This is a genomic window from Ulvibacterium sp., from assembly GCF_028285715.1.
Classification (GTDB): domain Bacteria; phylum Bacteroidota; class Bacteroidia; order Flavobacteriales; family Flavobacteriaceae; genus Ulvibacterium.
The window spans coordinates 1-10,597 of the sequence record NZ_JANQOO010000031.1 but is presented as its reverse complement, the minus strand read 5'-3'; the positions used below and the strand labels follow the sequence as shown (position 1 = coordinate 10,597).

Sequence of the window (10,597 nt, the reverse complement as noted above, 5' to 3'; positions counted from 1 at the left end):
GTTGCCTGCCATTCCCTCGAATACCGATTGGTCCTTGATGATCAAATTCGATAAGAACAACGGGACTGTGGATTCGATAATAGAATACCGCATTTTCATCCGTTTTTCCGACCCAGGCGAAGTAGGTTTCATTGAGATGCTTTTTGATGTCTTCCATTTTTACCTGGGCGTGTCCCTCCCGCATATTTGAAATGTATTGATAGGCCAAGTCCGATAACTTTTCTTTGTGTTCTTCGGACATCTGGCTTACGGGCAACCCCTCGAAATCGACAAGTACGTTATCCGAAAACGCCTCTGCCTGGATATCATTATCCACTTTTTCCGCGGATAGGGTGGCTTCCTTCTGCAGTTCCAGGGGGAGGGATTGCATAAACTTTAGGCCCAAATTTTGCTCGTCCTGAAAGATGGTATTGCCCTTGTATTTTCCAGAAGTGGTTATTATTGGTTCGCCGCCCATAAAGGTTGGGGTCATGACCACCTGGTCTCCCAAAATGAAATAGTTTATGACCAAATGGTGCCCATCTATTTGCCATCCCCAAGGTTCGGTTTGGGAGGGGTTTCCCATAATGGTAAAGAAATAAAGCTCTTCATCGTAAATAGGATTGCCGTTGTTCAATTCGCGGAGTGTCTGGTCCGTTTTCATAATATCCTTGCTCAATTGCAATCCCTTGGCGCTCAATGAATTTTGCATCAGATTAAAAGCCAATTTTCGCTGTGCCTGATCCATTTCCTTAAGGCTTATGCCCTGGCGTGTATAGATACCATTGTCCACATTGCACCATTTTCGCCATTCATCGTCCTGGATATCGAATTGGGTTTTTTCCAGTTGTTCCGGGCTAAGGGATTTTAAGAATTCCTCACCCGCCAGTTGTATGGGAAGTGTGGATACTCCAGTTGATGTGATGGGGAACAAGCCCTCATCCATACCTTGGGAGGTTGCAATCCCGATAAATTCGGTTTTTAGACTTTCCACCTCCATTTTTTCAAACGGACTTAGTTGCCTTGATTCGGCAGTCTCTTTTTGCGATTCGGTGGGCTCTTTTTGTTCTTTGCAACCTAGGGCGATTGATCCAAAGATCAGTAGATATCCTATTTTTTTCATGAGGTTTCGTATGAGGTGGACATGGATTCCTTCTGGGTCATTTCATAGACTACGAGTCTCCAAATTAGGTTATGTGCGTTGAAGTGTTTATCGTATTCCTTTACTTTTTTCATCCCAACTTTTTCCGCAATACGTTGTGCGGGACTATTTTTTATATAGGTATGAATAAAAATGCTTTCAAGGCCCAGGTTTTGAAACCCGTATGCGAGAGATGCCTTGGCGGCTTCCGTGGCGTAGCCCTGGTTCCAGTACCATTTATGGATGTGGTAGCCAATTTCCGGGACGTACGCCCCATCTATATTTTGTAAACTGATACCACATTGTCCTATGAAATCTCCTGATTCCTTTAGGATAACGGCCCATAGTCCAAATCCGTTTTTTTGGTAACTGTCCATGCTTCGACCTATCCAATCCTTCACCCCGTCCAACGTGTAAGGGGCCGGATAATATTGCATTACCTCCGCATCGCTTAATATTTCATAAAGAGGGGCGACATCCTCTTTGGTAAGTTTCCGAAGCCTCAACCTTTTTGTTTCCATCAAGTAGTCCAAACCACTTTTTTTGAGTCATAATGGGGAATAGCCCATTATAGCTATGTATCATTTACGGATACTAAAAGCGAACCGCCCTTACTTATCTACCGTTTTGTTGAGCCAGAGCTCATAAGACTTTCCTTCATGGCCATCATACCGAAAAAAGTCCAGGTCACCATCACCTTCAACATCGCCGATATAGGAATTATAGGCGCCCTCCATGGTCAATATTTGCTGCTGCCAAATCTCCCAATCCGCTTTCCCTTCCCCTTGCAAATAAAGGATTACGGGACTTGCCTCAGGGTAACCTTGATCTCCGTTGTTGCCCGATAATACGTCCAAGTCGCCGTCGTTATCCATATCGCCTACCTGTAAGGTGTGTGCAAAGGCATTGGTTCCTATTTCATGTTTTACCCACTGGTCGCCACAGTCCGGATTAAGGTCGTACCAAGCGACGCGCGTACGGAATTTTTCGGAACAGGAGATAAAGACTTCATCGCGTTGGTCTCCATCAATATCAGCACAGAAAATTTTTGTGGAATTATGGATCCAATCATAGCCATCATCACTATTCCAATAGGGGTCGATAGATTTTACGGACCAAATACCGGTCATGTCGCCTCCCGGATTTTTAAACCAAAAAGCGGTGGAAACGACGTCCAAATCACCATCACCGTCCACATCCCCCACATGTTGCCCCTCATGGAGGTGTTCCACATATACCTCGGTGGCTTTGCTCCAGGTCTCCGGGTTATCTTGGCGATATACAAATAATCGACGTGAATGATGGGTGGTGCCTACTACATCCAGTTTTCCATCACCATTGAGGTCTTCCAGATCAAAGTCCTTGACAAAAGAGGGAAATACCGCAATCTTATGGGCTTCCCAACCCGGATTTTCATACCAGTACAGGGTAAGCGGTTCGCTGGAACCGCCCCATTCACCAGGGCTCACAGGACCTAGGACATCAATATCCCCGTCATTGTCAATATCGCCCGAGGCCAAGTCACCGGCAGCGAATGTTTTGCCTTCGGGGCTGGTCTCCGCAATAACATGTTTTTTGGATTCCCCGTAACCGGGTACGGTCTCATACCATAGCAGGGCCCCACCATTGGCATTGTTATGGATTACAAAAAAATCCAGAAGCCCATCGTCGTTCACATCGGCATGGCTCCGGGCCCACCATTTATCGGCACTTTCATTTACCAATATGTGTTTTGAAAAATCTATTTGTGCATGTAAAAGCTGGGATGATAAAAGCACACCAAAGGCGAGGGTTATAGTAAAAAATGGTTTTTTCATGATTTATTGAGCGTTACTGGTTTAGTGATTCAAATTAATAAAAATGCGGTAGCCCATCAACCCGATGGGGCCTAAAATCCACATTTCTGAAGTTTAGATTGTCTTATTTTTAGGGAAAGCCGCACATTACTGTACCGTTCCATTTCCGAATACTGTTTCTATGAAGTTTACGATTACTGCTCTGTAGACACTTTTTTCTGAAAATGATAAATTTTTCCACAATTCGCCATGCGATAGATCATAGCTATACAAGACTTGCATATCCCTAAACTCGGTTTCGCGTATTTTTTCCTCAAAAAGTTTTGAGTAATTGTACAAAGTATTGTCACTGATGAGCAGCATAGGAATCGATAAATTTTTAAGATAGGTTATAGGCGAAGCTTTTTTAAAGTCTTTGTCCGTGCTACCGAAAACAGCTTCAACATGTAGCTTGGCCAATTCTGGCCTGCTCCCGTTCAAAAAAACATTATGGTAATCAACGATATCATAGGTTCCTGAAATTGGGATTACCCCTTTGAATAGTTCAACAGAAAGGTCTACTTGGTTTAAATAGGTGTTGTCCAAACTTATCAACGCGGACAAATGTGCCCCGGAAGAATATCCTCCAATAAAAAAACCTTCTTTATCATAGCCATAGGTAGCGGCATTATCGTGCAACCACTTAACGGCAGCGGCCACATCTTCAATGTGTTTTGGATGTTGTATTCCTTTATCCAAAGTTGAATCGCGCCAGATGGCCGGGCTTAATCGATGCCCAATACTTGCTACGGCAATTCCCTGTGCAGCCAACTTTTTGGCCAGGTCCATTTCTTGATTTCTATCGCCATAGGACCAAGCACCCCCACCTATCCATATCAATAATGGATACTTCTCCTTATTTGAGGGTAGGACCAGGTTTAATCTTTGTAGACTGTCATTGGAAACCGATTCCTTGTTCAAATAGGAAAGGTCATTGTAGACCTCAAAATCCTCTGATTGACCAAACGAAATTTGGCCAACCAGCAATACTGCAGTCAATACTAGTATTGCTTTTTTCATTTTTTTGGTCTCAGCGGCATATGGTTTAGGAATACTGATCAAACTATCTGTCATTTTTTTACCGAATACAATAAAAGTATAAAATAAACCTTGGAGGTCAGCCATCCTAAAAATTGGATTGATTGAGTCTGCCTCTTCTTTATTCAATTTGTTTTTTGATCCCCTTCCCAATCAAATTCGGATAGTATTTGGTCCCTTTCCTTTTTCTTCTTTTTTGAAAAGGAAAGTATGGACATAGAGAATCCCAATTCAACGGCCCCCAAGGCGGTCATTCCACCCCCTATGACCGTTTTGGACAATCCATTTCCTCGATTTCTAGTAGCCAATAGTAATAAGCCCCCAGCTGTTGTGGCAATTCCCACTCCGCCAAGTACGGTTCCCACGGTTCTATTGGTTCGGTATTTACGGTCTTGTTCCAATACCTTCCGCAAATCCGCTCCATAATCGGGGCTGGTATTGAGCAATTGTGCGTAGTTAATTCCTAACTCGATCAATCGTTCCTTTTCAGGCTCTGTAAATTCCTGTCCGGCCAAGGATACGTATGTGAAGAAAATTAGGATGATAATTCTGAATTTGCGGGGCATTTTTCTTGGGTTGAAGCGGGTTAATTGTCGAATACTTTTGGTCAGTCAAATTAAACAAAATGAGGCGGCCAATCAACCCGTTCAAGTTTAAAATTCAGAAATATGAATTTTAGGATGTTCAATTTCTAGAGGGGTTACTCCACATCTTATTGGCAACGGGTTCAATTATTCGAAGAGATGATTTCAAGCCAATTCCTCGGGATTTCCAAAATTTGATGATACGTTGTCAATACTTCTTGGAGTAATCCATAGGGAATATCCTGGACATCCATTTTTTTATCGATGGCCAGTGCGGCAATGGCACCTGTGCTTTGCCCTAACACCATAAAAGTGGGTACGATTCGAATACTTCCGTAACCCACATAGCTAGAGGAAAGACAGGTTGGGGTAAGGAGGTTGGTACATTCATTTTTTTTCGGAACGGTGGCCTTGAACGATATTCTAAAAGGTTTCCAACTTTTGCTGTCCCCCACATGGGTAAACCCTTCATTATAAGCATATCCATCTTTTACTATCCGCCTGGCATGGTGCATATCCGGTGGCCACCAGGCAATCGCTACAGGGTCGGAAATGGTATCGCGATTATTGATATGGGTATCGTATTCCGTAATCACATAGTCGGAAACCATTCGCCGGGCACTCCGGATGTACAATCGTCGTGGCCAATGGCCATTATCCAAAAATTCATCTTTGGGCAATCCCCAGCCCTGCCATTTTTCCCTTGTAGCGGTATCTACGCTAGGGTCATTTTGTAAGAACCAAATCAATCCTAGGGTGAAGTCGCGATGATATTGAACGATACTGTCCTGAGTTTTATAGTCCCAGGAAGGATATGCCCAGTTTTCACCGTATAGGTTGGCCGAAAGGTCGTGCCAACTACCCACATCTGTCTTTCCGTTATGCCTGTTGGGGTAAGGTGCGAAAAGTGTTCCTCCCTCTTTCAAATAGCGCTTGTAGATTTCATAGGTATCGGACTTATAATTTTCCGGTTTTTCAATCGGGATTAGGTTGTCCGGATCTCTGGTGAGGCACATACGGTAACAGAAGCCCTGAATGAATTTGCTCGCTTCCCCATGGGCTCCCAACGCTCCAGGTTGCACGGTCTTGATCAATCCACTGCTGGGATCCCCTTCGATCAGATAGGGATCCACCTTTATCTGGAACTGCCGAAACGTATTTTTTTCCTGTATACCGTTCAGTGTTTCCTTGTACTTGGCGTTTCCTTCGCGGATTGTTTCGGTGGTAATTCCCGCAAAGTGGATCAGGTGCCCTTCAATTGAGGCGTCAATAAAGACTTGGGCCATGATTTCCAAACCATTTTCAAGGATTATTTTGGCTATTCTTTGGCCCTCTTTTTCGACACCGTTGGTTTCCCGTATTCTGGTTTTCCGAATAAGTAATATGTTTTTCTCCTTCGCGAGCATTGCTTCGATAGTTCGCTCAGCCACGGAAGGTTCGTATTTGGAGTACCATGCAGGATTCTCAAAGTCTGCCTCCAGACCATAGTGTTGCTCTACCTGGATGTAAAATTCACGGGCTATGCCCCCAATGACACGGGCACTACCAAACCGAATGTCCTTACCCAATCCTTCAACCACCATACCGCCAGGGTGCCCGGTCGGTTCAATGAGCACAACGCTTTTTCCAAGTCGTGCTGCTTGTATAGCAGCGGTAAACCCCGCTTCGCTTCCCCCAAGGATACAGATATCTTTGGTGATGAGGTCTTGATCGGGCTTTGAAAAGCCCATATAACAGCACAAGAAAAGGGTTATTACGATTTGATATTTCAAGGGTGCTCTTTTAGTATTGCCAATGGTTATGCGCATGATTAACTGCCAAATTTCCAACCGAAAAATCCAACTGAAATTAATCAAATGCCATTTAGGAATCAGTAATTTATTTTCGCTTTATTTCGCATTTTTGGAATCATCTTGTCAACGAGTAAGGCCTTATGTCTTAAGGAATCAATTACAAATTGATACTTGTGTGTTTTATTTCGATAGTTAAATTCTACAAAATTGTCACCGCCATAACTCCTGTTTGGATCTCCATCAGTGATTAAATTAATCGGTCGCCCTTTATAGTCATTTAAACTGAATTTCAAATTTCCAATTTCTGATAATTCAAATCTTTCGATATGATTTAAAGTTATCTCATTCTCGTCAAATGTTATTATTCCTTTTATAACTCTGTTATTTCCGTTGTAATCGACAAGTCCATAAAAAGTCCCAATCATTGCACAAATCATTAGCCCATAAATCATATACTTGACAACTGGGAAATCCTCAAGGGTTACGCCCCAATAGTGTTCAAAAACTTTAAAAACGGCAAGCAAAAGGATAAGTCCACCGAGACCGATATAGAAGAATTTTTCCGAAATAGCAATGTCATATTTGGACTTTTTTTTGTTTGCAACTAAGTCAAAAGCAAGCTTTTCCATATTGAGGCCGAAAGTCTAGATTATGATTTTAGTTCCGAGTTTCACGAGGTAAATTTGAACGGCAAAACCTAAGCAGATTAAAGGCATAAAACTCCGGTTCATCCAAAGAAAAGATTGAACAGTAGATACTTTTACCATTTATATTTTTTTGGAATCCGTTCTTACAACATTGGTCTCCGCCCACAAATCACCCAGTCTTTGGCTATTGGGTGTGCTACTCACTACGATTATGCCTACCATTCCAAAGAAGAACATATCTATAGGGTCCAATAGATGTCTTTTTAGTGATTGTGTAAATGTTGGCCTTTCCCATAATCCATTGATCGAAATAGGTTTTAGCTCTACAGCTGAGTTTCCAATTGTTCTTCCGAAAAACTGCTCGAGTCCTACCGTCATCGTTAACCAAAATAGTATTGGACCTAAGGACTTATATCCGGATACGACAGATCCTCCATTATTGTTTGGTTCTCCGACCAAGGAGATATAAATAATTGTGAAACAAAATATGAGTATGTAGTCGATAATTCCAGCGACTATCCTTCTAAGTAAATTTGATTTATTAAATATTATCATATTTAAATATATAGTAGCCTAGTTGACGTGATCATATGTCATTAACAAAATACTGCTTTTAATCAAAGGAGAACTCCATAATTAGTATGCAAACCACTCAAAAACCAAAGTGAAATAAAGGGACAAAGCAAAGACTTTTAACGAGCCGATACTAGCAATTTTTACGACTCATTATGTAAAACTTTCCTACTTCGTATTCTTAACTCAATTTGTAGCTGTTGTAAGGCATTGAACTGGGTTTCTAGGCTTTTTGTCCTTGAACGTATGATAGGTTTGGTTAGATTCAATGTATCTAACTTTTTATATAAATCATCCGAAAGATTCTCTTTGTATGACTCTTTCATTTCAGTAAGATATGCGCCAAATGAAATATTAGGAAACATTGGATGGTTCCAAGAATCTGTAGCATTAATGTAATTTTCCAATTCTACTTGTAGTTTCTTTGATAGTTGTTGAGTCGGTTTAAATTGAATCTTCAGATTATCCAATTCTTCTTTAGGTTTTCTAAAAAAACTATAATAAAAAGTCAATATTGCAATTATCAGTCCAATTATTCCAATTGCAATTTCCATTTTAAATAAGATTTCATAGGATTATGACTAATTTTTGTACGAATCATAGCTTACCTATAGGCAGCTATGATTTCATATACATTGATTTGGGCCTTCATAAATTTATGAAGATTCTGATTGGGTATTTTTGATATCCAAAGACTTTAATTTGATTATCCAATTCGGTGTAAGTCTCATCATATCTTTCATATGTATCTTCACCTCCAATGGAGCCTATTTCTTTAAGCCCTTCAATGATGTTTAGCTCTCCAATTTTTTCGAATTTATTTTTAAAGTTCATTAAGTCTTTATGTTCAACTGCCTGAATAACAAAGCCGAAGTAGAAATTTGGTTTTCCACCAACATAGTCCCAAATTTTTTCAATTCCAGGTTGAGATGCTTGTGTCTGTTCTCTACTAAATCCACTTCCAATAGTTCTTCCCAAAATTTCTGATTCCATTATCTGTTCAATGGTTGGCTTTGAAGTTGATTTATAGGTTATCGGGACAAGCCAATAATTACAACTTCCGCGGTATTGGTTAATTTTAACACAACAATTCACAGCATACTCATTGTTTGAAAGTTGAAAGGTTAGAACAGAGTTTTCACTAAAAATGAAGTTGGTGATTTTCCTGTACTTTTTTCGTTTTCTTATTTTTTTGTTAGCTTTTTCAACCTTGTTCAAATATCTCTTGAGAACTGTCTTCCTTGATTTCCCTTCCTTCTCAGAGTATGAGGCCCATTCCTTTATACAAGCATCTTTGCTGATTACTTTTTTGATATAGTCAAGTCTTTCAGCAGTCATAAGACCCAATTCCCAGTATGCAAGTCCGCAGCTGGTTACATAAATTTCGTTATCAAAATCATCAAAATATTCTAGTTGTTCTAGAGGAAATTCGTTGACAATCATTTGTAGTTCAGCCCCACTATCGTATAAGTCCATGATTCCCCAATAGGTATCATTAGCTGTGTCTCCATCAATTATTTTAGTTCCATCTGTCGCCATTCTACTTCTTTAATTGCCCATAGCAATTGTATATCCCCATCAACCATTTTAAGCACATAGCATTATTGATTCCATCTATTAATGTCCTAAACAAGGTACTGTTTTTTGAAAATGAATTCAAAAAAATTCTTACACCAACCCAGCAAACCCCAAAAAGGCTAGCGACAGGAGTCCGGCTACCAAGAGGTTAATGGGAACGCCCTTCATGCCCTCGGGCAGATCGGCTAATTCCAGGAATTCGCGGATACTGGCAAAGACCACCAAGGCCAGGGAAAATCCTATGGCATGGGACAACGCAAAGAACACCGCTTTTAACAGACTGCCGTTCTCCAACCCCAGGGCCAGGATGGCTACCCCCAGAACTGCACAGTTGGTGGTGATCAGTGGTAGGAACACCCCAAGGGCCTGATAAAGCGGCGGACTTACCTTTTTTAGGATAATCTCTACCATCTGTACCAAGGCAGCGATAACTAGAATAAAGGTAATAGTGCGGAGATAGTCCAGTCCGGAAGGTATCAGAATATATTCGTGCAACAAATAGGTGACGGTAGTGGCAATGGTCATCACAAAGAGTACGGCCCCGGACATCCCCACCGAGGTGGAAATTCGGTTGGACACTCCCAAAAAGGGACATATGCCTAAAAATTGGGAGAGAACGATATTGTTCACGAATACGGCCGCGATAAGGATAACCAGATAGTCCATACCTAGGAAGTTTTAGGGGTTAATCTTTGGAAGAGGACGGCTAAATAGGCCAGGGCTATGAAGGCTCCGGGAGGCAAAATGAACAGGATAAAAGTATTGGCATCCTCACCTACGAACTTGATATCAAAAATACTGCCGCTCCCCAGAATTTCCCGTGTGGCCCCCAAGGCCGTAAGGGCAATGGTAAAGCCCAAACCCATACCCAGCGCATCCAAAACGGAGGAGAACAGCTTGTTCTTGGAGGCAAAGGCCTCCGCCCTCCCCAAGATCAGGCAGTTGACCACGATCAGCGGGATAAAGATGCCCAACTGTTCGTACAAAAAGGGGATATAGGCTTCCAACACCATCTCCACCACGGTCACAAAGGAAGCGATGATAATGATAAAGGCCGGAATCCGCACCTTGTTCGGTATTTGGGATTTGATCAGGGAAACAACCACATTGGACATCAAGAGGACGAACAAGGTAGCTACCCCCATTCCTAGCCCATTAAAGGCGGATGAGGTTACCCCCAGGGCGGGACACATCCCCAAGAGCATTACAAAGACCGGGTTCTCCTTGATGATACCCTTTAAAAAGTTCTGCTTTTGATCAAGTGTTTTGTTCATTGTTTTTCGCTATCCGCTTATTGCTTACCGTCTTACTCTGTTATCAATTTTTAACTATTTTACTTACCACTTACCACTTACCACTTACCACTTACCACTTACCACTTACCACTTACCACTTACCACTTACCACTTACCACTTACCACTTACCACT

Annotated in this window: 12 protein-coding genes; all 12 read right to left on the bottom strand. The window is 41.7% G+C overall.

Going from position 1 to position 10,597, the window contains the following annotated elements; all coding sequences use genetic code 11:
* On the bottom strand, nt 1-1,102 hold a 1,102-nt coding region (locus tag Q0993_RS17625; RefSeq protein WP_299535552.1), incomplete at its 3' end, for a DUF3500 domain-containing protein.
* The gene (locus Q0993_RS17620) at nt 1,099-1,653 is read right to left on the bottom strand and encodes a GNAT family N-acetyltransferase (protein ID WP_299535549.1); all 555 of its coding nucleotides are present in this window, start codon (nt 1,651-1,653) and stop codon (nt 1,099-1,101) included. The genes Q0993_RS17625 and Q0993_RS17620, both read right to left, overlap by 4 nt.
* Nucleotides 1,654-1,731: 78 nt before the next feature.
* Nucleotides 1,732-2,937 carry a VCBS repeat-containing protein gene (locus tag Q0993_RS17615; protein WP_299535547.1) on the bottom strand — a complete coding sequence of 402 codons (1,206 nt, stop codon included), beginning with the start codon at nt 2,935-2,937 and terminating at the stop codon, nt 1,732-1,734.
* Nucleotides 2,938-3,063: 126 nt separating this feature from the next.
* The gene (locus Q0993_RS17610; protein ID WP_299535545.1) at nt 3,064-3,975 is read right to left on the bottom strand and encodes an alpha/beta hydrolase; all 912 of its coding nucleotides are present in this window, start codon (nt 3,973-3,975) and stop codon (nt 3,064-3,066) included.
* 143 nt (nt 3,976-4,118) lie between these two features.
* The gene (locus tag Q0993_RS17605; RefSeq protein ID WP_299535543.1) at nt 4,119-4,559 is read right to left on the bottom strand and encodes a hypothetical protein; all 441 of its coding nucleotides are present in this window, start codon (nt 4,557-4,559) and stop codon (nt 4,119-4,121) included.
* A gap of 161 nt (nt 4,560-4,720) precedes the next feature.
* Entirely contained in the window at nt 4,721-6,385 is a 1,665-nt protein-coding gene (locus tag Q0993_RS17600; RefSeq protein ID WP_299535541.1) for an FAD-dependent oxidoreductase, read from the bottom strand.
* A 62-nt stretch (nt 6,386-6,447) separates the two neighbouring features.
* Nucleotides 6,448-6,999 (bottom strand): hypothetical protein, encoded by a 552-nt coding sequence (locus Q0993_RS17595; RefSeq protein WP_299535539.1) that lies wholly within the window; start codon nt 6,997-6,999, stop codon nt 6,448-6,450.
* A gap of 138 nt (nt 7,000-7,137) precedes the next feature.
* The gene (locus Q0993_RS17590; protein WP_299535537.1) at nt 7,138-7,572 is read right to left on the bottom strand and encodes an RDD family protein; all 435 of its coding nucleotides are present in this window, start codon (nt 7,570-7,572) and stop codon (nt 7,138-7,140) included.
* A 161-nt stretch (nt 7,573-7,733) separates the two neighbouring features.
* A complete protein-coding gene (locus Q0993_RS17585) occupies nt 7,734-8,144 on the bottom strand; it encodes a hypothetical protein (protein WP_299535535.1) in 411 nt (136 codons plus the stop codon).
* Nucleotides 8,145-8,238: 94 nt separating this feature from the next.
* Nucleotides 8,239-9,129, bottom strand: coding sequence for a hypothetical protein (locus tag Q0993_RS17580; RefSeq protein ID WP_299535533.1), 891 nt, complete (start codon nt 9,127-9,129; stop codon nt 8,239-8,241).
* 129 nt (nt 9,130-9,258) lie between these two features.
* A complete protein-coding gene (locus Q0993_RS17575; RefSeq protein ID WP_299535531.1) occupies nt 9,259-9,834 on the bottom strand; it encodes an RnfABCDGE type electron transport complex subunit A in 576 nt (191 codons plus the stop codon).
* Between the two features lie 2 nt (nt 9,835-9,836).
* A complete protein-coding gene (locus tag Q0993_RS17570) occupies nt 9,837-10,442 on the bottom strand; it encodes an RnfABCDGE type electron transport complex subunit E (RefSeq protein WP_299535529.1) in 606 nt (201 codons plus the stop codon).
* Nucleotides 10,443-10,597 lie beyond the last annotated feature (155 nt).

Excerpts from the sequence above, each read along its gene's own strand:
- Q0993_RS17600 (WP_299535541.1), bottom strand. The coding sequence starts at position 6,385 with ATGCGCATAACCATTGGCAATACTAAAAGAGCACCCTTGAAATATCAA.
- Q0993_RS17590 (WP_299535537.1), bottom strand. The coding sequence starts at position 7,572 with ATGATAATATTTAATAAATCAAATTTACTTAGAAGGATAGTCGCTGGA.
- Q0993_RS17580 (WP_299535533.1), bottom strand. The coding sequence starts at position 9,129 with ATGGCGACAGATGGAACTAAAATAATTGATGGAGACACAGCTAATGAT.
- Q0993_RS17605 (WP_299535543.1), bottom strand. The coding sequence starts at position 4,559 with ATGCCCCGCAAATTCAGAATTATCATCCTAATTTTCTTCACATACGTA.
- Q0993_RS17615 (WP_299535547.1), bottom strand. The coding sequence starts at position 2,937 with ATGAAAAAACCATTTTTTACTATAACCCTCGCCTTTGGTGTGCTTTTA.
- Q0993_RS17585 (WP_299535535.1), bottom strand. The coding sequence starts at position 8,144 with ATGGAAATTGCAATTGGAATAATTGGACTGATAATTGCAATATTGACT.
- Q0993_RS17610 (WP_299535545.1), bottom strand. The coding sequence starts at position 3,975 with ATGAAAAAAGCAATACTAGTATTGACTGCAGTATTGCTGGTTGGCCAA.
- Q0993_RS17575 (WP_299535531.1), bottom strand. The coding sequence starts at position 9,834 with ATGGACTATCTGGTTATCCTTATCGCGGCCGTATTCGTGAACAATATC.
- Q0993_RS17595 (WP_299535539.1), bottom strand. The coding sequence starts at position 6,999 with ATGGAAAAGCTTGCTTTTGACTTAGTTGCAAACAAAAAAAAGTCCAAA.
- Q0993_RS17570 (WP_299535529.1), bottom strand. The coding sequence starts at position 10,442 with ATGAACAAAACACTTGATCAAAAGCAGAACTTTTTAAAGGGTATCATC.